The sequence below is a fragment of the Rickettsia asiatica genome, from assembly GCF_007989425.1.
Taxonomy (GTDB): domain Bacteria; phylum Pseudomonadota; class Alphaproteobacteria; order Rickettsiales; family Rickettsiaceae; genus Rickettsia; species Rickettsia helvetica.
In genome coordinates this window covers 202,561-226,996 of sequence record NZ_AP019563.1, presented here as the reverse complement: position 1 = coordinate 226,996, position 24,436 = coordinate 202,561, and the positions used below count along the sequence as shown (strand labels likewise).

The following is a 24,436-nucleotide window of genomic DNA, read 5'->3' as shown; positions in this document are numbered from 1 at the left end:
CTAAAAATTTATCTTGATAATGTAGGAATATTCTTTTGTTTTGGCACTGATTTGATATGATTTTGTTGTTGAGGTTTTACTTGATTTAACTCACCTTTAATCCATTCATATATTGCTTTCTTAGGATTTTTAATTATCTCTGCAACATTTTCTACTAAATTTATTATTCCTTTAATTAACGGTAATAACTCCTCTTTAATTTTATTTATAGGGTTATTATTTACTTGTAATTTTTCTTGATTTTCGCTTGATAGATTACCGAATATCTTATTCATTCTTAACTGAAGGTCATTTCGTTTAAGATCTTTTTCTCTAAAATGTGATTCAAGTTTTCTATCAATTTCTTTTTGTTCTTCAGGAGTTAAATTTTTATATTTGTTGATAAGCTCATCAGCTTCCTTTCGTTGTTCCGGTGAAATATTTGGCATTTGTTTCTCTTATAAAGTTAAAACATATTAATTTTGCACATTATATATATTTTTTAACTTTATACAAGAAAAACTTTAATAGAAATTAACCTTTAAACGCAGCCTTAATACCTAGAAAGTCTAAAAAATTTCGTAATTCTTGACGTGCAAGCACATGTGAGCTATTAAATGCTCTATCATATTTTGCAGTTTTTAGATCAAGTAATGTGAGACCTTGCAAAAATAATTCCCTATATATTACACGTTCGCTAAACCCTTCTGCAAGTTTAAAGTTAATTCTTTTAGCAAGTTTAGCTAATACATTTCCTACGCGTCTTTTATTTAATGCATCAAGATTACTTAAACGATTACGAAGTATTACCCAATCTATACTGATTCTATCACGACTAGCACGCTCCATTTTCTGTTCCCAAATCATTTGACTATATATTGACGGGCTAATAATTTCATCCTTGCTATCGACTTTTGCTATTACGTCTAAATCTAGAAAGCTATCATTAATTGGTGTAATAATTGTATCGGCGTAAGAATGAGCAACCCTTGATAAAGGAGTATGACTGCCCGGGGTATCAATCACTATATAATCGGCATCCTGATTATTTTTGAGTACCTGCTCAAAACTCTTTGCTTGCTCTTCTACTTCGCTTTCCGATATATGAAAATGTTTCGGTACTAATACAGTTTTATCAGGATTTTGTTTGTTATATAAATCTCGATTTTTTAAATAATTCGTTAACGAACTTTGACGTGAATCGGTATCTATACTTACTACCGAATAATTTTGATAAAGCAGAGCGATTATTAGATGCATAGAACAGGTAGTTTTACCTGCTCCACCTTTTTCATTACCTATAACAAATATATAAGGTTTATTTATTGTGTTCATAATTATATTCAGAATAAACAAATAATATATAGACGAAGTTTAATTTGGATCAAGGAATACACTCAATATCATTCCTACGAAGGTTTGGCTTGCGTGGATCGATTTCTACCCATGTCATCCCCCCCCCCCCGCGAGCTTGTAGCGGGATCCAGTGCAAAATACTAATAATTTTAGTATTTTTTATTGTTTTTTGGATACCGTGGTCAAGCCACGGTATGACACCGAATGCGTTTTTTGATCCACGCAGGCAATGTGACATTAAGTATATTCTTTAATAAACTTTTCAAGTAATCTAACACCATACCCAACTGCTCCCTTAGGACCAAGTGCTGAAGCTTTATTACTATTTGCAACGCCTGCTATATCTAAATGGGCCCAATCTACTCCATCTTTAATGAAACGTTTAATGAAATGTGCAGCCGTGCAGCTTCCGGCAGCTCCCGGTACGTTCCCGATATTTGCTATATCGGCTATGTCGGAGCTAATCATTGCATCGTATTCATCATGAAGCGGCATTCTCCAAAGTTTTTCATTAACTTCTTCCCCTGCTTTTATTAACTTATCAGCTAACTCATCATTATTGGAAAAACAACCGGCATATGTATTACCAAGTGCTACGGTTATTGCTCCCGTTAGGGTTGCAACATCAATCACGCATTTAGGCTTAAACTTTTCTTGTGCATACCAAACGGCATCGGCAAGTACTAAACGCCCTTCTGCATCAGTATTTAAAACTTCTGCGGTTTGCCCTGACATGGTAGTTACTACATCCCCTGGACGCTGTGCATTACCGGACGGCATATTTTCGACAAGCCCTACAACACCGACTATATTTATAGGTAATTTTTGACCGGCAACCGCAATCATGGCACCTACGACTGCTGCAGAACCTCCCATATCGTATCTCATTAAATGCATATTACTTGACGGTTTTAATGAAATACCGCCTGTATCAAAAATCACTCCTTTACCAACCAAAGCAATGGTCGGAGCATCTTTACTGCCGCCTTTATATTCCATAACCACTAACTTTGACTCGTTTTGTGAACCTTGCCCCACCCCAAGTAATGCTCCCATACCAAGATTTTTCATCTCACGTTCACCGATAACATCAACATCTACTCCTAGCGGTTCAAGTATATCAACTATTCTTTCGGCATAGACTTGCGGAGTTTTAATATTTGACGGTTCATTACTTATATCTCTTGTAAAAAATACTGCCTCAGCAATTAATTTTTTGACTTCAAATAATTTTGCCGCTTCAGTGCTATTATCGGTAAAAATTTCAATTGACTCTACTGCAAACTTCTCTGCTTCTTTTAAGGTAGTTCTATATTTATTAAATCTGTAAGAAGCAAGAAACGCACCGCTAGCAACTAAAGATGTAAATGTTTGAGATGTAAACCTGCTAATTCTATTTGTAAGTTTTAAGCCGATAGTAGAAATTTTGCTACCGGTTGCATGCTGTAAGATTTTGCCGCCTAACTCTTCGATTGTTGCTTCAGTTAATTTTTCTTCATTCCCAAGACCTGCTATTATCAAATATTTAACCTCACCTGATTTAATGACAGATGGAATAACCTTGATCTGTCCATATTTACCGGTAAATTGCAGTTTATTCTGAATAGTTTTAGAAATTAATCCGTGATGTTGTTGATCAAGTCCTATTAAATTACTATCAAGCTTTAACTGTTCATCAATAAATACTACTAGACCTTGATTAGTAGATGATTCTTCATTCACAAAGTTTATGTTAAGCATACTTATTCCTTATATTACTTTTGACTTTGGATAATTCTATTTATCTTGATAAAACTTTGCAAGTATTATAATTGATTTAAAACAAAATCTCGTTAAATAGCATTTGACAAATGTTAACGTTTTTTATATTTTGCTGACGAATTAGTTAAATTTAAGTAATGATATGCCATACATGATATCACTTCTCACTTAATTAAACAGAAGTATACAATAGATTAAAACATCATGTGAGTTAAACCACGATATGGATGAGATTTATAGTCCACGCCCCTCATCCAATACGATATACTTGCCTTAAAACTATTTAAAGTTATTATCTCTACCTATATCGCTAGCATTTTATGTAATAAAGCTTTGTTTTACAACTAATCCGGTATGGACATGGATCAGGGTTAATATTTTGTATAAGAAGATGGATCAAGTAATAGCCAACAAAATATTATATGGCTTACCTGACGAAATAGAAACAGATCAAAATATACCTAAAATTGTCGAGTATGTATTTAAAAAATATGAAGAAAATCCTACATTAACCCCTCTTATTGAACCTACATTTATACAAAAATTTTTAGCAAAGACCGGTAAATATATTCCTACTTTTTCTAAAATAGTAAAGTTTTGGAATGAAGGAGGAATTAACTATTCTGATGAAATATAAACAAAACGAGAATTAATTGACGTTATTTATAAACAAATTGTTTCTAAAGCTTATGAAGTAGGTAAAAAGGAGGAAAATTTGAAATAACGGATGTGAAAGCACTTTTCCCAGAGATAAATTTTGAAGAAAAAATCAATACTGAATCAGAAAATCTTGAAATAGATAAGATAGAAGTAAGTAATGAAGAGCCTTTAATTTATAAATTACCTGTTAGACATCTTTCCAAACCAGCTTTATAGAGAGGAATTTAAAGGAGACACGGAACGCAGAACCGCAGCGTATATAGACATACGTGAGGATGCGAGTACCAGGTCGACGTCTAAATTACCTCTAGAAGCGAAGTTTGGAAAGATGTCTATTGATCAAAAACACGAAGAAGCTATGATTACTACTAATGCAAATAATGGTATTAACCCATTAGTAAATTTTACTCATGTTAAAAGCTTTACATGATGGAATTCGTCAAGAAGCACTGAAAGCTTATGTTGAACATTGTTTAGCAGAAATTCAGATATCTAAAAATCAAGAAATACTTGAAAATTTCCGATATGAAGATTCTTTAGCAAGATTACAATTATATGGTAATTATAATTATGATAACAATGATACGTATATCTTTGAACAAGAGGGTGTCAGAAAGTTTGTGTAAGTTATAAAAATAGTTAAGAATAAAATTAATTAAAACAACTTACATGAGGCTAATATGAAAAATAAGAGCAAAGTATCAAATCCAACTATAGAAAAAGTAGTATCAGAAATACTATCACAAAGTGATCCATCTGAGATATTTGGCAAAGAAGGGATATTTCAGGAAATTAAAAAGCAGATAGTAAATAAGATTTTAGAGAAAGAAATGGAATCTCATATAGGTTATGAGAAACATTCTAAAAATGAGAAAGACTCAGATAACAGACATAATGGCAATTATGAAAAGACTCTAATAGATCCAGAAGGTCGTAAATTGAAAGTAGAAGTGCCAAGGGATCGGGACGGAGAATTTGAACCTCAACTAATTCCAAAAGGAGTGCGTAAATTTGAAGGATTTGATGATAAAGTAATATCCTTATATGCTCGGGGAATGACCATTAGGGAAATACAATGGCACTTAGAAGAACTATATGCCACCAAGGTATCATCTGAGTTAATATCAAAGGTAACTGATGGTATTTTAGAGGAAGTAACTGCCTGGCAGAATAGAGCACTTGATAATGTATATCCTATAATGTACTTAGATTGTATTCATGTTAAGGCAAGAGATAATCATGTAATAATAAATAAAGCAGTTTATATAGCTATTGGAGTGAATATGGAGGGCAAGAAAGAGCTATTAGGAATTTGGATAGGCAAGATGAAGGGTCTAAATTTTGGATGCAGGTAGTAACAGAACTTAAGAATCGAGGAGTTGAACAAATATATGTTGCATGTTGTTGATGGTCTTAAGGGTTTTCCAGAGGCGATAAATAACATTTTTCCAAAAACCATAGTGCAGTTGTGTATTGTTCATATGGTAAGAAATTCTGTAAAATACGTATCATACAAAGATTTAAAAGCGGTAACAGCTGATTTAAAAGCAGTTTATTCTGCAATAAATGAAGCAGAGGGATTAAGAGAATTACAAAATTTTGCCAAAAAATGGGATGAAAAATATCCAGTTATTTTTGACATATGGCAACGAAATTGGTCTGGCATAGCTCCATTTTTTAGCTTTCCGGAAGACATTAGAAAAGCGATTTACACTACTAATGCTATTGAATCCACTAACCGTCAAATTCATAAAATTATTAAAAATAAAGGAGTGTTTCCAGATGACAAATCGATTCAGAAAATAATCTTTTTGGCGTTGACAAATGCCTCTAAAAAATGGACAATGCCTATTAAGAATTGGGCGATGGCTTTAAATCAATTTGCAATCCTTTGTGATACTACTTTACAAAATTGGGCAAATGGAGAAATCATACTTACACAAAGAATCTGACAGACCCGTAAAATACGATTTACTTCATAAGAAGTAGCTTGTGCTAGTCTTGGATAGATAATTCTTGTTATGCTTACTGATCTACAATGTTCTATTAGTGCATAACTTTTTACCTCTAAGTTATCTCATACATCTAATTCAAAATGAAGATTACTAAATTCCGGTTGCGATTGGCTACTAAGAGGACAAATAAAAATTATAGGAGGGATGGAATCTAATATTGTTTGTGAATTTAGTATTATTATGGGACGTGTTTTTCCAATTTCATTTATTTTAGCAGGATCAAGTCTAGCTAAATAAATACCCCCGTGTTAATATTTCTTTTTGCTCCACCATTTTTCCTTTTCTTCTAGTAATTCCGAATTTAAATTTTCAGTGATTTCTGTCATTTCTTCTAGATATTTTTTAGATTTTTTCATTGCATTAAAGCTTTTTATAATATCGTCTTATTCAAATTGAGACTGAAGAATATCGAGTTCATGTATAATGGCTTGACGAATAAATGCCGTTCTAGATAATCCTAGCTTTTTAGCAATTTCATTACTAGCTTTAGCTATATTATCGGGTAGAGTAATAGATAAGCTTGTCATATCATTTTTTATATATAATTTTATATTAAATATAATACTAAATTATTATAAAAGCAATAGCTCATAACTCCCTAACCGGTTTTAGCACTAGCTTTTTGTTACTAAAGATATTAATTTTAGAAAAGAAACTACTTTTTGGTTTTTTAAAATCACGTTTATAATTTTCACCGGTGACAGCATTATAGCTAGTAATCAGAGAAGGTATAACCTCATTATAATATATTTTATAAAGGTCTTGCATAGTTTCTTTGGTAGTTAAATATCCCCATTTTACGGCTTGTTGCGGTACTCTAGCGAGTGCCTCAATACATGCTATGGCTTCTTCAATTTCAGGGTTTTTATTTTTATACACGTCAGCTGCCGGTGATAAATTAGCTTGCATATCTTTAAACATAGCATCAATCATTAAGGCCATATATTTGTCGGTTTTAAATTTTTTTACAAATATTAGATTATTCCTACTGCTATAATTTAAAAGCCGAAATTTATATATAAAAATCATAAATTTTATAGCATAAACTTTTAAGCCGCTAACTTTATTTGCATTATAAAATTTAAGTTTCGTTTCATAATCTAATTGCTTTTTCATACCTGCTTTAAGGAGCTTATGTAGCAAATTATGACAATGTATTATGTCATTTTTTCTAGCAATTCGTACTTTATCGGTAGCTTTAGTACCAGAAAAATTAGCCGAATGGCGAGTTATTTGCTTGCCTCTGTCATCTCTTTTTATATTGGCAAAATGCCCCAGCTCTTGGGCTGTGATAATCTGAAGTCTTGCTGCCGCAGCAAAGCCGTTGCCGTAAGTTGGATGATCTTTATTGTTTTCAGCAAAAGGATTACCGCCGCATGAAACAAAAATAGCTACATCCTTGCCGTTAGTGCTTTGCATACCGCTATTACCGCCTACTCGTTGCCAGCTAACCATATCCATCATATCGCCGATATTATGCGAATAGGTAAGAAATACTTCCGTCTTGTTAAGAAGAAGCCATCTTATTACGATCGGATGGGCAGACTGGACAAAAATACGTGCCAGCATTTCGGTTACTTCTTTCTGAACCGGCTGTAGCTTTTATATTTGCTTTTTTAAGTTGTCGAAAATTGATTTTATTTTCTGATCTGAAGCAGAGTTTCTGTATAAATTTTGAAAAAGTTTGGTAGTTTCAGGGATTAAATGCGGGCTTGTTAATTCTTCTTTGCTAACCATCAAACTTATATTCAGAGCAGGCTCGGTAAATCTTGCAAAATTGCAGCAATCATCGGTATCTATCCGTAATTTACCGGACTTAATTAATTGCATTGCCAAATGCTCATACTCTATTTCCATATCCTGTTTATAAATAGCAGGAACATGGTCAAGAATGTGATATATGCTAGTCATTTTAAAAATTTAGTGGTTATTATCTTCTAAATTACCTGTACTTGTACCATCCGCATTACTAAAATTGAAGGATATTAATGCTGTACCGTCTTCTTGATTATATTCTATATTCAATATTTGAAAATATTTGTTATAGTCTAAATTAGGAAATACTTTTATAAAGCAGTCTCTAAAAAATTGATCTGATGATTTTAATTGTAATGCTGCTTTCGTTGCATTTTGACGTGCTATATCCTCTTTAAAACAAATATTGATAGCCGATTCATTTACAAATAATTCCGGAGCAGTTGCTTCAGCTATGTTAACTATGTGAGGATGTTTTCCTAAAAACCCTTCTATGCATGTTTTCTTTCCGACTTTACATATCTCACGAATATAAATAACAAATAATTTGTTAAATCATCTGGGGTCTTAGTGTTCTTACTTCTAGTACATAATTTATCATGATATTTAGGATCAGAAAATTCTTGCATTCCTCTTTCTTCATCTTTCCATGAAAACCTGAAAAAAAACCATGATTTCGGGTTAATTGGGGTCTGTCAGATTCTTTGTGTAAGTATGATTTCTCCATTTGCCCAATTTTGTAAAGTAGTATCACAAAGGATTGCAAATTGATTTAAAGCCATCGCCCAATTCTTAATAGGCATTGTCCATTTTTTAGAGGCATTTGTCAACGCCAAAAAGATTATTTTCTGAATCGATTTGTCATCTGGAAACACTCCTTTATTTTTAATAATTTTATGAATTTGACGGTTAGTGGATTCAATAGCATTAGTAGTGTAAATCGCTTTTCTAATGTCTTCCGGAAAGCTAAAAAATGGAGCTATGCCAGACCAATTTCGTTGCCATATGTCAAAAATAACTGGATATTTTTCATCCCATTTTTTGGCAAAATTTTGTAATTCTCTTAATCCCTCTGCTTCATTTATTGCAGAATAAACTGCTTTTAAATCAGCTGTTACCGCTTTTAAATCTTTGTATGATACGTATTTTACAGAATTTCTTACCATATGAACAATACACAACTGCACTATGGTTTTTGGAAAAATGTTATTTATCGCCTCTGGAAAACCCTTAAGACCATCAACACATGCAACATATATTTGTTCAACTCCTCGATTCTTAAGTTCTGTTACTACCTGCATCCAAAATTTAGACCCTTCATCTTGCCTATCCAAATTCCTAATAGCTCTTTCTTGCCCTCCATATTCACTCCAATAGCTATATAAACTGCTTTATTTATTATTACATGATTATCTCTTGCCTTAACATGAATACAATCTAAGTACATTATAGGATATACATTATCAAGTGCTCTATTCTGCCAGGCAGTTACTTCCTCTAAAATACCATCAGTTACCTTTGATATTAACTCAGATGATACCTTGGTGGCATATAGTTCTTCTAAGTGCCATTGTATTTCCCTAATGGTCATTCCCCGAGCATATAAGGATATTACTTTATCATCAAATCCTTCAAATTTACGCACTCCTTTTGGAATTAGTTGAGGTTCAAATTCTCCGTCCCGATCCCTTGGCACTTCTACTTTCAATTTACGACCTTCTGGATCTATTAGAGTCTTTTCATAATTGCCATTATGTCTGTTATCTGAGTCTTTCTCATTTTTAGAATGTTTCTCATAACCTATATGAGATTCCATTTCTTTCTCTAAAATCTTATTTACTATCTGCTTTTTAATTTCCTGAAATATCCCTTCTTTGCCAAATATCTCAGATGGATCACTTTGTGATAGTATTTCTGATACTACTTTTTCTATAGTTGGATTTGATACTTTGCTCTTATTTTTCATATTAGCCTCATGTAAGTTGTTTTAATTAATTTTATTCTTAACTATTTTTATAACTTACATAAACTTTCTGACACCCTCGTTAATTGAGACAAGATTTAAATCTATATTTTCCCATGTTCCCTCTTTTATTCGTTCCATTATTTTTGTAAAAGGTTCTTTAGGTAATTTATCTACCGTTTTAGTACGTTTACATTCTGTTCTAAGAGGATTACTTTTTATATCATCCCATGTGATTTGTTTAATCCATCTTCTAAAGCAGTTAAAACCTGTTTTAAAAACGGTTCAGTACTCTTTAATATCTCCTTTGCATTATGATACATATAACCAATCAAAAAAGTAACATCTTGAAACGCTTGTTTCTCCATAGGATTACCATCAATTTCCTCAGCATCGTAACGAAAAAATTTATTTTGCATCGGTAGTTTAGCCTCAAAAAAATTACTGAATTTATTAAAACTACTTTGCTTATCTAGTTTATTAATTTTTGCGATTTCCACACTCCTTAAATTAGCAAAAAATAAAGCTAATTTCTGTAGATCTTGTCCTATAGGTATCGTTGTATTAGATTGTTTATTAATCATTTTACAAAATTTAGTAAGTACATCTACTAGCTTTGCTTCTTCCTTAGAGTTAAACATATTATCGCCGGCATCATGCAGAACTGCTATTAAGGCAGTGGTAAAAGGACCTAAAAACCGGATGCTGCTATGTCGCCAAGATAACAAAACCCATTTCACAAAAGAAGAGGCTTTCACACGTTCCAAATGCCCCGAATCAGGAACTACTAAGCCGCTACTTACGGCACTAGCAGCAATACATACATTATGTGAAGCAACATTAAAACATTTATAATAGTCTTCTAATTTAGGATCAATGCCTTTCAATTTTGTAATTTGCTCGTTTATATCTGCGGTAAGTGGGATATTTGCAGATTGTAATATTGTTTTTATTTTTGCAATTTCTTGTTCATGTTTATCTACTATAACTTTTAGTTGTGATACTCTTCTCGCAAGGTCTTCGTTATTGTTATATTTATTATAAATTAATTGACTATTAGATAAAAAATGATTTTCTCTCGGTAACAGCTGTGATAAACTAAGACTATTATTAGGTTGTTGTTCTATTCTGCTAAGAATTTCCTGAAATTCTTCCTCATTCTCTGGGCAAGGTGTATATTTTTCAAATACAATACTGGCTTCCTTTAATTTACCTTCTTTATAAAGAGTTCTTCCTAATAAAAAATCGGTATCTTTAGGCTTAGATTTATATGGGGCTGCTTGTCGAAATGAAATTTCTGCGTTAAAGTAAAGGGCTTGTTTCTTGTCTGAATCATTAGTAGTTTCCCCTTGGGCATAATAAATAATTCCCTCGTAATAGTACCAGAGATGTATGTAAGTTTTATCTAGTTCTTTAAGTAAGGTAAGTATCTTAAGTGCTTCTTCATAGTCTCTTTCATTAAAAAGTTTCACTCCATTAGAGTATAATTGTCTTATTTCCTCTTTTATATTCTAATCTATTATAAGTTAATTGTTTAAATCATATTATGGCCGCCGTTGATGGAAATAGTCTCGCCTGTTATAAAACCGGCATTTTCATCAACTAAAAATGCCACGGCTCTAGCTATTTCTTCAGGCTGTCCTAGTCTTTTTTTGGGGATACTATTAACGATTTTAGCAAGTACGTCTTCAGGTACCGCTCCTATCATTTCTGTTGCGATATACCCGGGAGCTATGCATAACGGTAATATTTTTAGAAGCAGATTCACGGGCTAAGGCTTTAGTAAAACCGATAATAGCAGCTTTAGCGGTACAATAATTAGTTTGTCCAACCTGCTCTGCTTGAGCATTAATTGAACTGATATTTACTATACGGTCGTAATCTTGGTTTCGCATCTGCTCAATTACGCTACTAGACATATTAAAGCAAGAATTGAGATTAACGTTAATGACGTCATTCCAATCTTGATGACTCATTTTATGTAACATTTTATCTTTGGTAATACCAGCATTATTTATAAGAATACTTACCGGTTTTTTAAACTCCTCTTCAATTTCCTTTACTGCTTTTCTACATTCTTCAAAATCTGCTACATTCCAACGTTTGGTTTTTATACCGTATTTTTCTTCCATTTCTTTAGCAGCATCGTAATTACTGAAAAAATTAGCTACTACAGTAAGACCCTTATTTTTTAATTCTAAAGCGGTAGCTTTACCTATTCCTCTAGTACCGCCTGTTACAATTGCAAGTTCTGACATTATTTCTCCCTGTATAATTTATATTTTTGGTCCTTTTATATCTTTTTGGGTCTTGTTGCATGGATACCGATGTCACTCCTGCGAAAGCAGGAACCTAGAAAATAAGTTTTTTATATGTTTTTTCTTACTTCCCGCCTACGCGGGAATGACATAAACCGATCCATGCAACAAGACCATCTTTTTGTACAGCGTATTTCATAAAGCTTGATACAAGCGAATTTTGTATAACTCGCCTGTACTCACATAGCTTATCTACTGCTTTCGCAGGCTCGCATTTAAATTTATCTTGTCTGAACCTTTCTGAAATATACTGTATCTTTAAAAATTCTTGAGTTGTATCAATTAAAAATTTTGTCTTAGAGATGATACGGTCATAAGTTAATATTTTATAATTATTTCATCTCTTGTTATTTTAATTTAAAATAATTATATAAAAATAATCTATTAAAATTCTTTAATCTTAATAATTAAAATATATTATTTACATGAACATTGATAAATTTACTGCACATGCTAAATCAGTGATAGCTAGTAGCCAATCACTTGCTGCTAAAAACGATCATCAGCAAATATTATCTTTGCATTTATTATCTAGTCTTTTAAGTGAAGAAACAGGTATAATTCAAACCCTTATTAATAATACCGACGGTAATATAAACTTATTAAAAGATCAAGTTCAGCTAGGACTAAATAAAACCCAAAAAGTTCAGGTTGAGGGAGGTGGACAAGTTTATTCTTCTGCTGAAGCTCTTAAAGTTTTAGAAAAAGCGAGTAGCCTTGCTAAAGACAGCGGGGATAGTTTTGTAACCATAGAGCGTATATTTGAAGCATTAACTTATGATAATACTATAGCCGGTAAAATTTTAACGAATAATGGAATTAATAGTAAAAAACTAGCAGCAGCTATTTTACAGCTGCGTAAAGGCAAAAAAGCAGATACCGAATCGGCAGAAAATAGTTACGATGCTCTAAAGAAATACGGCAGAGACGTAACAGAGCTTGCAGAAAACGGTAAGCTTGACCCGATAATCGGGCGTGATGAAGAAATAAGAAGAACGGTGCAGGTACTATCACGACGCATGAAAAACAACCCTGTATTGATCGGCGAACCCGGAGTCGGTAAAACTGCTATAATAGAGAGGCTTGCACAACGCATATTTAGTAAGGACGTACCTGAATCGCTTATGAACTGCTGTATTATTGAGCTTGATATGGGAGCATTAATAGCGGGAGCTAAATATCGAGGTGAATTTGAGGAGCGTCTTAAAGCAGTACTTGGTGAAATCAAAGAATCAAGCGGTGAAATTATTTTATTTATCGATGAATTGCATCTATTAGTCGGTACGGGAAAAACCGACGGTGCTATGGATGCTTCGAATTTACTAAAGCCGATGCTTGCTCGTGGTGAGCTGCACTGTATCGGTGCTACTACTTTAGATGAATATCGTAAATATATTGAGAAAGATGCAGCACTTGCTCGCCGTTTCCAGCCTGTTTACGTGAGTGAGCCGACGGTTGAGGATACTATATCAATACTTAGAGGAATTAAAGAAAAATATGAGCTACATCATGCCGTGCGAATTTCCGATAGTGCAATAGTTGCAGCAGCGACGTTATCAAACCGTTATATTACCGATCGTTATTTACCTGATAAAGCTATTGATTTGATTGATGAAGCTTGTAGCCGTATGAAAATCGAGTTGTCAAGTAAGCCCGAAGAGCTTGATGAGCTAGATCGCCGTATTATTCAGATAAAGATTGAGCTTGCAGCACTTAAAAAAGAAAATGACGAGCATTCTAAAAAGAAAATAGAGCATTTAACCACAGAGTTGGAAAAATTAGAGTCTAAATCCTATGATATGGGGGCTAAATGGCAAGCTGAAAAGTCTAAACTACAGCAAGCACAAAAGCTCAAAGAAGAGCTGGATCGTAGCCGAAATGAGCTTGAACATGCCGAACGTGATGCTAATCTTGCGAAAGCTAGTGAGCTAAAATACGGAATTATACCTGAGATTATGAAAAAGATTCAGGAAGCCGAAAGTATGGATAATAAAGGGCTGTTAAAAGAAATTGTATCGGAAAGCGATATAGCAAGTATTATCTCTCGTATTACCGGAATCCCGATTGATACTATGCTGTCAAGTGAGCGTGAGCGTCTACTTGTGATGGAACAGAAATTACGAGAATCGGTAATAGGGCAGGATGAAGCAATTAAAGGGGTCAGTGATGCGGTTAGAAGATCACGTGCAGGTATTCAGGATATTAACCGCCCGCTTGGCTCGTTCTTATTCTTAGGACCAACCGGAGTCGGTAAAACCGAGCTTACCAAAGCCTTAGCCGGTTTTCTTTTTGATGATCGTAATGCAATACTTCGTATAGATATGTCGGAATATATGGAGAAGCATGCTATTTCTCGCCTGATAGGAGCTCCTCCCGGTTATATCGGATATGATCAGGGTGGGGTGTTGACGGAGGCAGTAAGACGCCGCCCTTATCAGGTAATATTATTTGATGAGGTTGAAAAAGCCCATCCCGACATATTTAATATTATGCTGCAAATACTTGATGAGGGAAGATTAACCGATAGTCAAGGTATAACGGTTGATTTTAAAAATACTATTATAGTTTTAACCTCTAATTTAGGAGCAGAAATTCTTGTTAATCAGAAAGAGGACGAAGATACATATAAAGTTAAGGATCAAGTAATGGAGTATGTAAGAGCAGTATTTAAACCGGAGTTTTTAAATAGATTGGATGAAATTATATTATTCCATCGTTTAAATCGCAATAATATTCATGATATAGTTAAAATTCAATTAGAAAGTCTAAAGAAGATTTTACTAGCACAAAATATTACTCTTGAATTTGATGAATCTGCCTTAAATTATTTAGCTGAAAAAGGTTATGATCCAAGCTTTGGAGCAAGACCCTTAAAACGCCTTATCCAGCGGGAAATACAAAATAATTTAGCCAAAATGATTTTAGCAGGCGAAATAAGTAGCGGTAAAACGGTCAAAATAAATGCAAAGGATAAAGAATTGAAGATAAAAATGAGTTGATTAATTTTTATAATTATGATATTTTATACGTATATTACACGTATAAAATTAGTATATGCAAAAAAATTAACGATTTCTATAGATGAAACTGTTTATTACAATCTGTATTCAATCATTGGCGAACGTAAGATTAGTAAGTTTATAGAAAATATAGTTAAGCCATATTTAATTAAGGAACAACTTAAAGCTTCTTGTCAAGGAATAGCTCAAGATACGCAAAGAGAAAAAGAAGCACACGACTCTGGGCAGAAGGTCTAATTCAGGATAGTTTTGATGAAAAGAGGTGAAGTATGGTGGGTGATTTTTGATCCTTCTCTTGGTGGAGCAATAAGTAAAATAAGACCAGCAATAATTATCAGTAAGATGTAGCCAATGAAACGTTAAACCGTTTGCAAGTGATACCTTTAACAACTAATGTGAATAAGTGTTATCCATGGGAAGTATATGTTATCATAAATGGTAAACAGAATAAAGCAATAACAGATCAAATAACAACAGCAAGTAAGTTAAGGTTAAAATCTAAAATTTCTGTAATAACCAATAATGAGATGCAGTCACTTGAATATGCTCTAAAACTTCAGCTAGAGCTAGGTTTATATTTATAAAATTTAGGATAAGATTTAAATCTTATCCTAAATTTAGAGTTAATAACTTTCAATTTCAGCTAAATTTGTTACTTCTCCTGAAAATTTATAATAATCACTACTAGTAGAGTTAGGAATTTGTAAGTCAAATAATAGTGCTTTTTCTTCTTTATGCGGATCAACTAAGTAAGAATTTGTAATATCTGTAACTATTGGCGATAAGTAGGTTGTTGTTTCAATAAGCTTATTAATAGCATTCTGTCCGTCTTTTAATATTTTATCGACTAGTTTTTTATCTTTATAAAAAGTATTTACGGCACCTATTAAGGTTGTTGATATCTCATATATAATAACACCGTTTTTAATTATATTGGTTATATTAGAGTCTAATTTTGCTGTTTTAGAAAAAATTAAAGAAATAACAGTAGGATATTTATTAAATACATTAGGTAATTCTAAAAAATTATTTACGGCTGAATAGGCAGAATTTGTTGCTTCTGAAAAACAATTAAATGCTTTGTATATGTTTTCATAATTGTTATTGCTCATAAACTTACCTCTTTTTTATATAGATCATTACATATCATACTACTAAATTAAGAAGTGTCAATATTAAAAAATTATATTTCTTCCAAGCTCCACCTAGCTTTTGGACAGACATTCAAAGGAGTAAATAGCTTATTATTGTAACGCTCAAGTCCTGCATATGCAATCATTGCAGCATTATCGGTGCATAAGTGGATAGGTGGATAAATAAGCCGATAACCATGTGTCTTAGCACTATTACTTAATATTTCTTGTAAATATTTATTAGCAGCGACACCGCCGGCAATTACTATATTTTTCTTATCGCAATTATTTATTATTTGTTCATATGCTCTAATAGCATCCTGTACCTTACTACCTAGAATTTCTCCTATAGTAAATTGAAAACTTGCCGCTATATCATTAATTACAGCGTCATTAATTTCCTTTAAATTTATTATTAAAGTACGTACGGCAGTTTTAAGTCCTGAAAATGACATATTACAATTACCGCTGTTAATTATAGGTTTTGGAAATTTATATTTATGAGGATCGCCAAGTTTTGCTCTTTTTTCAATTTTAGGTCCTCCGGGAAAAGCTAAGTTTAGCATTTTTGCTACCTTGTCAAAGGCTTCGCCTACGGCATCATCTATAGTAGATCCTAGTATTTTATATTTTCCGAGTCCTAAAACTGCTACAAATTGGCAATGCCCACCTGAAGCTAGCAAGAGTAAATAAGGATAAGGGATATTATCGGTTAATCTTGCGGTTAAGGCATGACCTTCTAAATGATTAATTGCAATAAAGGGTTTTTTTAAAGCACTGCTTAGCGATCTTGCAAACATTGAGCCGACTATAACACCACCGATTAAACCTGGACCGGAAGTTGCAGCAACGGCACTAATTTCCGTTAATTTAGTATTGCTTTCTTCTAAAACGCTTTTTAATGCTTTATCTAGATTCGATAAATGAGAACGTGCAGCAATTTCAGGTACTACCCCTCCAAAAACTGCATGTTCTGTATTTTGTGAAATGATTATATTAGATAAGATTTCTCGATTTTCGGTGATTATAGAAGCAGCTGTATCATCACAGCTTGATTCTATACCTAAAATTTTTATCATTCAAATTGAAACTAATTAGAGGCGTTGTTAAGTAAAAAATGATAGTTTGTGTCATTGCGAGAAGGTGTTGCCCGCATGGATACCAATGTCATTCCCGCGTAGGCGGGAATGACACCGAAGGGTTACACTATACCTTCAAAGCATTCAATTTGTTATACAGCTTATAAATAGATTGTTCGGCATCAATAATTTTCTTATTAACTATTTTTAGTAATTTTTCCGAAGGTTTTTCTGTTATTTGCATTGCAGAACTTACTTGCTCCGCTAAATTTTTAAGAGATTCCTGTATTTCTACAAAAGATTTTTTAAATTGTTTTTTAATAGTAATAGATGATTCTTCAAGCTCTTTAATTTTTAAGCATAGATTTTCTAATAAATGGTCTATTTTAGTTTGCATTAAGGTCAATTTTTGCTTTTGTTTTTCACTAAGATAGCTTAAAGTTTCTTGCATTTTTGCCTGTATACGTACTTTTGTAGTACGTTCAAGTTCTGAAGCTAAACCGATTTTACTCATTAAAAATATTATCCATTTGTGAACGTCAAAATGATACCATTTTGCACCGTTACGATAATCTGAAGGAAAAGCATGGTGGTAATTATGCCAATTTTCACCGAGTAAGAATAATGCCATCCACCAAATATCTCCGGCAGTGCCTTTGTAATATTTTTTACTACCGGCAAAGTGGCATAAAGAATTAACACAGAATGTTGCTTGCTGCTGTAGGAATCTCCCGAGTCCCATAAATAAAAATCCTGCATATGCCGATTGTATAGTACCGCCGACTAAGTAACCGATAAATAAAGGTACGACAATATTCATAAAAGCTGCTATTTGCCAATAATATTTTAGCTGCCATTTTAATAAATTGTTTTTCCCGTGCTTAGCCCAAGTAATGCGATCAATAGACTTATAGCTACCGCTTCCGACTAGCATCCATCCTATATGAGACCACATAAAGCCTAAAAATTTATTGTCAAATTTTAATGGAGTATGCGGATCTTGATCTTCATCCGTATATCTATGATGCTTATAATGATTCGATGCCCAAGATAAAGCCGGTCCTTGTAATGTTCCTGCAGACAGCATAACTAAGACAAACTCGGCATATTTATTTATTGTATAGGCATTATGAGACCATAACCTATGTAAACCGATCCCAACGGTAATATTATTAATATAATAACTAGCAATTATAAAAATAACTTCAGTTAGTCCTATTCCATAATCAAACGAATATTTAACTACAAGAGATATAATAAAAATAGGATAAAATATTAAAGCAAATAAAGCAGGCTTATTTAGTTTACTTAACATAAAATTTACAGTTTTTAGTTATAAAATATATAAATCGGTAACGAAATCTTATTATATATAATATACATAAATATAATTAATAGATATTAACATACTTAATGCATAAATACAAAGAAAATTTTGACAACAAAATTCTAGTCGCTATCCTTATTTAAACAATAACCGATAAAACGAACGGTTTTAATAATTAAATTGTCTTTCCCTAAGGCCTCTCTAATCCTAATTTATATGAACATCTATGAGATGTTCATTAAAGGTCTCTTCACTTTCCCATAAATATTTTATTATTTCTTGACGCGAAAATACTTCATTTGGAAACTGAAAAAAAAGTCGTAAAATTTTAAACTCAGTAGGACCTAGACGAATATTTAGCCCGTCTTTGTATACTTTTTCAGTATTTAAATCAATATTTATATTATTAAATTTAATAATATTATTGTAAAACTGATTTGGAATGTCTCAATAAACTTTTTAAAGTACCTACTATTTGCTCAGATAAGAAAGGCTTATAAAAAAATAGCACGTTATCGTCTATTTCTGTTAAATTTAATTGCTTGTTTGATAATAAAAATATTATGGGCGTTTTAGAAAATTTATTAATTTTTCTAACATTATTTATTGTTATTAAAGGATTTTCTTGTAATTCTGCACTAATAAATCATGATAGCAAGCGGCTGACTAAAAAAATAAGTTAATGCTTTTTCTAGAGTTGAAGCCCTAATTATATTAAATCCTGCTCTCTATATCATTACTTAAAGAAATATTAACATTTTTTTCTTCTATAATTAAAACTTCAGGTAATAGCTTATCAAACACTGAATTAATCTCCATTAATATTTGATAAATAATTAAAAACTTTTATAATAATTTTCTAATTTATTAGGGTTTATAGCAAACTTTTTACAAAAAGAAACAAAGAAATAATAATTTTTTAAAGATAATACTTGAATTTAATAGTTTTAGTTGCTATAAATGGCTTTATTTTAAAGTTTGTTTGTTGGAGATTCTTATATATCATGAGCTTTTATGAATCAGTTTTTATTATACGCCAAGACGTATCATTAAACGATATAGATAAAATCGTTGATGATTTTGCTAAAATTATTAAAGATAATAATGGCACTATCATAAAAAAAGAATATTGGGGGTTAAGAACTTTAGCTTACAAAATCGGTAATAACAAAAAAGGGCATTATTATTTTTTAGGTCTAGATATTACTAGTAGTGTAAAAGAAGAACTAGAAAGAAAAATGAAGCTTAACGAAAATATCATTAGATTTCTTACAATTAAAGCAGATTCAATTAGTAGTGAACCTTCACCGATATTAAAAAATCAGAGTACAGAGAATACTCCGGTAATTGACGTAACGATTAATAATTAAATTTGTAAGAATTAAGGTTAAAGAATGTTAAAAAGTAATAATGCTAGTGAAACAGCTACTCGCAAGGTAGGAGATAAAACTGCTAAAAAAGTATTTTTTAGAAGACGTAAAGGATGCCCTCTTTCTGTGCCTAATGCACCTGTTATTGATTATAAAAATCCTGAGCTTTTAATAAAATTTGTCTCTGAAGGCGGTAGAATGCTACCAAGCAGGATCACAAATGTTTGTGCAAAGAAACAAAGAAAGCTAAATAATGCTATTAAAATTGCAAGAATTTTAGCGTTATTACCTTTTGTATTTCAAGCTAAATAAAGGCATAATACATGGAAATTATATTAATAAAACCCGTAAGAAAATTAGGTAAAATTAGCGACATACTCAAAGTAGCAGATGGGTTTGGTCGTAATTATCTTTTACCGCAAAAATTAGCTATTAGAGCTACTGAGCCTAATAAAGAGCTAATAGTTAAGCAAAAACACGAATTTGAAGCAAAAGATAAGCAAATAAGAGAAGAAGTAGAAAAAATCAATGCTCTTATTAAAGATCAAAAATTAGTTTTTATCCGTCAAACATCAGATGACGGTAAACTTTTCGGTTCGGTTACTAATAAAGAAATAGCCGATAAATTATCTGAAAATGTATCTTATAATATCTCTCATTCAAATATTATTCTTGATAAACAAATTAAATCTACCGGAATTTATACAGTTGAAATAAGACTCCATGCGGAGCTTAATGCTATAGTTACGGTTATTGTTGCAAGATCAGAATCAGAAGCACAAGATTATTTACGCGAACAAAAGACTGAAACTTCAAAAGATTTAGCTGAGTCAGCATAAATTTTTCTTTATCATCTAATCATCTAGCTAGGTGGTTTTTTGTTACCCTTGCGAAAGTAGAGTACTGTTGCGTGGCTTGAAAAACCTGCTCGATGTCATTCTCGCGTGGATATCAAATCGTCATTGCAAGCGACTGAAAGGAGCGTGGCAATCTCAGGATTTTGGCACGAGATTGCTTCGTCGAAACTTGCAGTTTCTTCTCACAATGACGAAAGGATATGAGCCATATAACAAAGCCTTTCCGCAGAAATGACGTTGTCAAACTTACAATACTAACATTTTGCAACCATGCTATATGAAAAATTTGAGTATAATATCAATAATCTAATAGGTAATTTTGGCTTATCTAAAATAGCGGTTGCAGTCTCCGGTGGGAGCGATTCAGTAGCACTTCTTTATCTTGCTAATATTTGGGCAGAAAAAAATAATATAGAATTATTTGTTATATCGGTTGATCATAACTTACGGGCACAGTCGAAGCAAGAGACCCATTATATCCAAAATATCAGTAATAGTCTCAATCGCAAGCATTATAGTTTATCTTTTGATCATCAAAATAATTTTTCTAATTTACAAGAAAGAGCAAGAGAAGGACGCTATGATTTGATGACAAATCTATGCCTGGAACTCGATATATTAGTACTTCTAACTGCTCACCATGAGGATGATTACGTAGAAAATTTTTGTTTAAGATTAGAGCGTAATAGCGGTATATTTGGACTTAGTAGCAGTAATATCAATTGGTATAATAATATACAAATAATTAGACCGCTATATAATATTCTAAAAAGTGAATTAGTAGAGTATTTAGTCAATCATAATATAAAATGGTTTGAAGATGAATCGAATTTATCAGATAAATATAAGCGGAATCTTATTAGACAAAAATTAGCTAAAGAAGAAGATTATATTAAAGCCGCAATAATCTCACAACAACTTAAAACCAACAAACTTATAGAAAACGAGTTTAAGCCTGAATTAATATCGGCGATAGTTGAAGCAGTCAAGATTTTTGAATATGGCTTTGCTTTTCTCGATTTAGTTAAATTTGATAAATTGTCAAATGAGGTAAAAGTACAAATAATTAATTTTTTACTGATAATGATTAGTGGACAATCTAGAGTAGCTCGTTTTTATTCGGTAGAACCTATTTTGAAATTAATTACTCAAGAGGTAAACTTTAAGAATACCCTTCATGGCTGTGTAATTAAGCGTATACAAAACGAGTTACTTATATATAGGGAATTCGGCAAAAAATTACCTGAGAGTAAAATATTACTAGATAAATCCATTATTTGGGATAATAGATTTTGCATCACAAGAAATCAAGAAACTCCAAATTGTTTTGTAACTCATCTATCGTTAGAAGATTATAAAATGATAAAGAAACAATTAGATTTAGAACCTTTGAAAAATCTATCCTGTAAAAACCACAATGCAATTTTATTTACCTTACCTATCATTAAAATACTTGAAAAAGTTATAGCAATACCACATATATCATATTATGATGACGACATGTGGAACTTTGAAGTGTCTTTTTCTCCAAATTTTGTATCTCGTTTCACCCATTTTTGCTAACACCGGTATTTAAGAGGCTATCTGTAAATAAATTTTAATTAGGTTTTATATCGATGAATAATCAAGGTAGAAGTATTTTAGCTTGGGCAGCACTTTTTGTTTTTGTAATATTACTTTTTAATGTTTTCCAATCTGACGGTTTACTTGGCGGAAGAAATAATATAACTTTCTCGGATTTTTTAACACGAGTTGATGAAAAGACCGTTAATTCGGTAAAAATTCAAGGTAGAGTAATTGAAGGCACTTCAAATGACGACTCTACTTTTAGCACTTATGCTCCTGATTATCCTGATTTAGTAAATCGTCTTACTAGCAATGATGTTAATATTGAAGTAGTGCCTATTGAAACAAGAATGAATACCTTTTTAGGCTTTTTAATTTCTTGGTTTCCTATGCTTTTATTAATAGGTGTTTGGGTTTTTTTCATGCGTCAAATGCATGGAGGCGGGAAAGCCATGGGATTTGGAAAATCTAAAGCTAGGTTGCTATCAGATAAAGGACCAAAAATTACCTTTAAAGATGTAGCAGGTATCGATGAAGCAAAAGAAGAATTAACTGAAATAGTAGATTTTTTAAGAGATCCAAGCAAGTTCCAAAAGCTTGGCGGTAAAATACCAAAAGGCTGCTTACTTATAGGTCCTCCTGGAACCGGTAAGACACTTCTTGCTAAAGCAATTGCAGGTGAGGCTAATGTTCCGTTTTTTAGCATATCCGGCTCTGATTTTGTTGAAATGTTTGTAGGGGTCGGTGCAAGCCGTGTGCGTGACATGTTTGAACAGGGTAAACGTAATGCTCCTTGTATTATCTTTATCGATGAAATTGATGCGGTAGGTCGCCATAGAGGTGTCGGTATGGGCGGCGGCAATGATGAACGTGAGCAAACCTTAAACCAAATGTTAGTCGAAATGGACGGATTTGAAGCAAACGAGGGAGTTGTGATCATTGCAGCTACAAACCGTCCTGACGTTCTTGATCGTGCATTACTACGTCCCGGTAGGTTTGATCGTCAAATTGCCGTTGCAAATCCTGATATAAATGGTCGTGAACAAATTCTAAAAGTACATTTAAAGAAAATTAAATATAACACTAGTGTATTAGCACGAATTATTGCTAGAGGTACTCCCGGCTTTTCCGGTGCAGAACTTGCTAATTTAGTTAATGAAGCTGCTCTTATTGCTGCAAGGCTTGGTAAGAAAGAAGTAGATATGCACGACATGGAAGAGGCAAAAGATAAAGTGCTGATGGGAGTCGCACGTCGCTCTATTGCAATGTCGGAGAAAGAAAAAAGGTTGACTGCATATCATGAAGGAGGACATGCATTAGTCGGGCTTTATTGTCCTGCAGCATCGCCTATTCATAAAGCTACGATTATACCGCGTGGTAATGCTCTTGGGATGGTGCAAAGACTTCCTGAAACTGATGAATATTCTCAGAATCGTGAACAGATGGAATCATCTATAGCAGTTTATATGGCGGGAAGAGTAGCGGAGGAAATTATTTTCGGTAGAAATAAAGTTACCTCAGGAGCTTCGTCGGATATAAAAGGTGCAACTAATATTGCAAGAGCGATGGTTACAAAAGCAGGTTTAAGCGATTTAATAGGACCGATATTCCACGGTTCAAGCAGTGATGATATGTATGGTAGACAACCTAATAATGAAACCTCGGAAGCTACTGCAGAGTTAATTGATGCCGAAGTTAAAAGAATTATTACGCAAGGATATGAATTTGCAAAAGATATTTTAACAAAACATATAGATCAACTTCATACCTTGGCTAATGCTTTAATTGAATATGAGACATTGTCCGGTCAGCAAATTAAAAATTTACTTAGCGGTAGAGCTTTAGATTCAGAAGAGGAGAATAAATTTCCTTTTAATGATTCATCTACTATAAAAATAGATAAAGAAAAATCACCTGAGAAAACAAAAACAACTAAAGCTAAAAAAGAAAATTCCGCTTCCTAAGTTTAATAGTATAATTTATGTATAAATTTATAGATTTATTTTGCGGTATCGGTGGTTTTAGAAAAGCTTTGGAAACAAAGGGTTTTGAATGTGTTTTTTCTTCTGATATAGACAAAGACGTACAAGAAGCATATAAAAGAAATTTCGGTGATAAGCCATACGGTAATATTACGGAAATATCAGAAACCAAAATCCCTAAACATGATATTTTATGTGCCGGTTTTCCTTGCCAATCTTTTAGTATTTCAGGTAAGAAGCTTGGCATAATAATGGTAGACTCTTTTATGAAATAATCAGAATAGCACAATATCAC

The 24,436-nt window shown here is 32.6% G+C and carries 19 protein-coding genes and 8 pseudogenes; 11 read left to right on the top strand and 16 right to left on the bottom strand.

What is annotated here, in order from left to right; translation table 11 throughout:
* Positions 1–8: 8 nt before the first annotated feature.
* From RAS_RS01235 to RAS_RS01220, 4 genes and pseudogenes are all read right to left on the bottom strand, one after another.
* Complete coding sequence (locus tag RAS_RS01235) at positions 9–428, bottom strand: DUF3106 domain-containing protein (protein ID WP_147141592.1); 420 nt, start codon at positions 426–428, stop codon at positions 9–11.
* 85 nt (positions 429–513) lie between these two features.
* Positions 514–1,314, bottom strand: a complete 801-nt coding sequence (locus tag RAS_RS01230) for a division plane positioning ATPase MipZ (RefSeq protein ID WP_147141589.1) — start codon at positions 1,312–1,314, stop codon at positions 514–516.
* A 76-nt stretch (positions 1,315–1,390) separates the two neighbouring features.
* A pseudogene (locus RAS_RS11285) lies at positions 1,391–1,573 on the bottom strand (hypothetical protein); the annotation flags it as partial.
* The gene (locus RAS_RS01220) at positions 1,573–3,075 is read right to left on the bottom strand and encodes a leucyl aminopeptidase (RefSeq protein ID WP_147141586.1); all 1,503 of its coding nucleotides are present in this window, start codon (positions 3,073–3,075) and stop codon (positions 1,573–1,575) included. The gene RAS_RS01220 and the pseudogene RAS_RS11285, both read right to left, overlap by 1 nt.
* A gap of 168 nt (positions 3,076–3,243) precedes the next feature.
* On the opposite strand from RAS_RS01220, the pseudogene RAS_RS01215 reads away from it, so the two are divergent.
* Together RAS_RS01215 and RAS_RS01210 are read left to right on the top strand one after the other, a co-directional pair.
* Positions 3,244–4,382, top strand: a pseudogene (locus RAS_RS01215) (palindromic element RPE1 domain-containing protein).
* 54 nt (positions 4,383–4,436) lie between these two features.
* Positions 4,437–5,708, top strand: a pseudogene (locus RAS_RS01210) (IS256 family transposase).
* Positions 5,709–5,833: 125 nt separating this feature from the next.
* Here RAS_RS01210 and RAS_RS10940 read toward each other — a convergent pair.
* The 7 genes and pseudogenes from RAS_RS10940 to RAS_RS01180 all read right to left on the bottom strand — a co-directional run bounded on the left by RAS_RS10940 (position 5,834) and on the right by RAS_RS01180 (position 11,747).
* Complete coding sequence (locus RAS_RS10940) at positions 5,834–5,971, bottom strand: hypothetical protein (protein WP_408634840.1); 138 nt, start codon at positions 5,969–5,971, stop codon at positions 5,834–5,836.
* A gap of 183 nt (positions 5,972–6,154) precedes the next feature.
* On the bottom strand, positions 6,155–6,298 hold the full coding sequence (locus RAS_RS01200) for a ribbon-helix-helix domain-containing protein (protein WP_147141583.1): 144 nt from the start codon (positions 6,296–6,298) through the stop codon (positions 6,155–6,157).
* Between the two features lie 61 nt (positions 6,299–6,359).
* Positions 6,360–7,682 (bottom strand): annotated as a pseudogene (locus RAS_RS01195) (DUF2748 family protein).
* Between the two features lie 335 nt (positions 7,683–8,017).
* The gene (locus RAS_RS08430) at positions 8,018–8,155 is read right to left on the bottom strand and encodes a hypothetical protein (protein ID WP_172616103.1); all 138 of its coding nucleotides are present in this window, start codon (positions 8,153–8,155) and stop codon (positions 8,018–8,020) included.
* Positions 8,156–8,221: 66 nt separating this feature from the next.
* Positions 8,222–9,492 (bottom strand): annotated as a pseudogene (locus tag RAS_RS01190) (IS256 family transposase).
* A 215-nt stretch (positions 9,493–9,707) separates the two neighbouring features.
* Positions 9,708–10,961 (bottom strand): tetratricopeptide repeat protein, encoded by a 1,254-nt coding sequence (locus tag RAS_RS09290; protein ID WP_232049265.1) that lies wholly within the window; start codon positions 10,959–10,961, stop codon positions 9,708–9,710.
* Between the two features lie 62 nt (positions 10,962–11,023).
* Positions 11,024–11,747 (bottom strand): annotated as a pseudogene (locus RAS_RS01180) (SDR family oxidoreductase).
* Positions 11,748–12,232: 485 nt separating this feature from the next.
* Here RAS_RS01180 and clpB point away from each other — a divergent pair.
* The 3 genes and pseudogenes from clpB to RAS_RS10620 all read left to right on the top strand — a co-directional run bounded on the left by clpB (position 12,233) and on the right by RAS_RS10620 (position 15,411).
* Complete coding sequence (clpB, locus tag RAS_RS01170) at positions 12,233–14,806, top strand: ATP-dependent chaperone ClpB (protein ID WP_147141580.1); 2,574 nt, start codon at positions 12,233–12,235, stop codon at positions 14,804–14,806.
* Between the two features lie 15 nt (positions 14,807–14,821).
* On the top strand, positions 14,822–15,064 hold the full coding sequence (locus RAS_RS01165; protein ID WP_232049264.1) for a hypothetical protein: 243 nt from the start codon (positions 14,822–14,824) through the stop codon (positions 15,062–15,064).
* A gap of 15 nt (positions 15,065–15,079) precedes the next feature.
* Positions 15,080–15,411, top strand: a pseudogene (locus RAS_RS10620) (type II toxin-antitoxin system PemK/MazF family toxin).
* A 39-nt stretch (positions 15,412–15,450) separates the two neighbouring features.
* Here RAS_RS10620 and RAS_RS01150 read toward each other — a convergent pair.
* From RAS_RS01150 to RAS_RS09285, 4 genes are all read right to left on the bottom strand, one after another.
* Positions 15,451–15,939 (bottom strand): DUF5424 family protein, encoded by a 489-nt coding sequence (locus RAS_RS01150; RefSeq protein ID WP_147141569.1) that lies wholly within the window; start codon positions 15,937–15,939, stop codon positions 15,451–15,453.
* 71 nt (positions 15,940–16,010) lie between these two features.
* Positions 16,011–17,039: a tRNA (adenosine(37)-N6)-threonylcarbamoyltransferase complex transferase subunit TsaD gene (tsaD, locus tag RAS_RS01145; RefSeq protein ID WP_147141566.1), complete on the bottom strand. Its 1,029-nt coding sequence runs from the start codon at positions 17,037–17,039 to the stop codon at positions 16,011–16,013.
* 127 nt (positions 17,040–17,166) lie between these two features.
* Positions 17,167–18,354: a fatty acid desaturase gene (locus RAS_RS01140; RefSeq protein WP_147141563.1), complete on the bottom strand. Its 1,188-nt coding sequence runs from the start codon at positions 18,352–18,354 to the stop codon at positions 17,167–17,169.
* A gap of 219 nt (positions 18,355–18,573) precedes the next feature.
* A complete protein-coding gene (locus RAS_RS09285; RefSeq protein WP_232049384.1) occupies positions 18,574–18,693 on the bottom strand; it encodes a winged helix-turn-helix domain-containing protein in 120 nt (39 codons plus the stop codon).
* A gap of 677 nt (positions 18,694–19,370) precedes the next feature.
* On the opposite strand from RAS_RS09285, the gene rpsF reads away from it, so the two are divergent.
* From rpsF to rplI, 3 genes are read left to right on the top strand one after another with little or no spacing between them, the layout of a single operon-like run.
* Positions 19,371–19,736 (top strand): 30S ribosomal protein S6, encoded by a 366-nt coding sequence (gene rpsF / locus RAS_RS01125; protein ID WP_147141560.1) that lies wholly within the window; start codon positions 19,371–19,373, stop codon positions 19,734–19,736.
* 24 nt (positions 19,737–19,760) lie between these two features.
* Entirely contained in the window at positions 19,761–20,048 is a 288-nt protein-coding gene (rpsR, locus tag RAS_RS01120) for a 30S ribosomal protein S18 (protein WP_010420625.1), read from the top strand.
* Positions 20,049–20,059: 11 nt separating this feature from the next.
* A complete protein-coding gene (rplI, locus tag RAS_RS01115) occupies positions 20,060–20,575 on the top strand; it encodes a 50S ribosomal protein L9 (protein ID WP_147141557.1) in 516 nt (171 codons plus the stop codon).
* A gap of 115 nt (positions 20,576–20,690) precedes the next feature.
* Here rplI and RAS_RS10935 read toward each other — a convergent pair.
* Positions 20,691–20,804, bottom strand: a pseudogene (locus RAS_RS10935) (zinc ABC transporter substrate-binding protein); the annotation flags it as partial.
* Positions 20,805–20,863: 59 nt separating this feature from the next.
* Here RAS_RS10935 and tilS point away from each other — a divergent pair.
* The 3 genes from tilS to RAS_RS10380 all read left to right on the top strand — a co-directional run bounded on the left by tilS (position 20,864) and on the right by RAS_RS10380 (position 24,416).
* Positions 20,864–22,156 carry a tRNA lysidine(34) synthetase TilS gene (gene tilS, locus RAS_RS01110; RefSeq protein WP_147141552.1) on the top strand — a complete coding sequence of 431 codons (1,293 nt, stop codon included), beginning with the start codon at positions 20,864–20,866 and terminating at the stop codon, positions 22,154–22,156.
* A gap of 53 nt (positions 22,157–22,209) precedes the next feature.
* Positions 22,210–24,123: an ATP-dependent zinc metalloprotease FtsH gene (gene ftsH / locus RAS_RS01105; RefSeq protein WP_147141549.1), complete on the top strand. Its 1,914-nt coding sequence runs from the start codon at positions 22,210–22,212 to the stop codon at positions 24,121–24,123.
* Positions 24,124–24,191: 68 nt separating this feature from the next.
* Positions 24,192–24,416 carry a DNA cytosine methyltransferase gene (locus tag RAS_RS10380; RefSeq protein ID WP_332094832.1) on the top strand — a complete coding sequence of 75 codons (225 nt, stop codon included), beginning with the start codon at positions 24,192–24,194 and terminating at the stop codon, positions 24,414–24,416.
* Positions 24,417–24,436: the final 20 nt, after the last annotated feature.

Coding starts and splice junctions, on each gene's coding strand:
- RAS_RS01140 (WP_147141563.1), bottom strand. CDS start 18,354: ATGTTAAGTAAACTAAATAAGCCTGCTTTATTTGCTTTAATATTTTAT.
- RAS_RS01235 (WP_147141592.1), bottom strand. CDS start 428: ATGCCAAATATTTCACCGGAACAACGAAAGGAAGCTGATGAGCTTATC.
- RAS_RS01150 (WP_147141569.1), bottom strand. CDS start 15,939: ATGAGCAATAACAATTATGAAAACATATACAAAGCATTTAATTGTTTT.
- rpsR (WP_010420625.1), top strand. CDS start 19,761: ATGTTAAAAAGTAATAATGCTAGTGAAACAGCTACTCGCAAGGTAGGA.
- tilS (WP_147141552.1), top strand. CDS start 20,864: ATGCTATATGAAAAATTTGAGTATAATATCAATAATCTAATAGGTAAT.
- RAS_RS01165 (WP_232049264.1), top strand. CDS start 14,822: ATGATATTTTATACGTATATTACACGTATAAAATTAGTATATGCAAAA.
- RAS_RS01230 (WP_147141589.1), bottom strand. CDS start 1,314: ATGAACACAATAAATAAACCTTATATATTTGTTATAGGTAATGAAAAA.
- RAS_RS08430 (WP_172616103.1), bottom strand. CDS start 8,155: ATGCAAGAATTTTCTGATCCTAAATATCATGATAAATTATGTACTAGA.
- clpB (WP_147141580.1), top strand. CDS start 12,233: ATGAACATTGATAAATTTACTGCACATGCTAAATCAGTGATAGCTAGT.
- ftsH (WP_147141549.1), top strand. CDS start 22,210: ATGAATAATCAAGGTAGAAGTATTTTAGCTTGGGCAGCACTTTTTGTT.
- RAS_RS01220 (WP_147141586.1), bottom strand. CDS start 3,075: ATGCTTAACATAAACTTTGTGAATGAAGAATCATCTACTAATCAAGGT.
- rpsF (WP_147141560.1), top strand. CDS start 19,371: ATGAGCTTTTATGAATCAGTTTTTATTATACGCCAAGACGTATCATTA.
- tsaD (WP_147141566.1), bottom strand. CDS start 17,039: ATGATAAAAATTTTAGGTATAGAATCAAGCTGTGATGATACAGCTGCT.
- RAS_RS01200 (WP_147141583.1), bottom strand. CDS start 6,298: ATGACAAGCTTATCTATTACTCTACCCGATAATATAGCTAAAGCTAGT.
- rplI (WP_147141557.1), top strand. CDS start 20,060: ATGGAAATTATATTAATAAAACCCGTAAGAAAATTAGGTAAAATTAGC.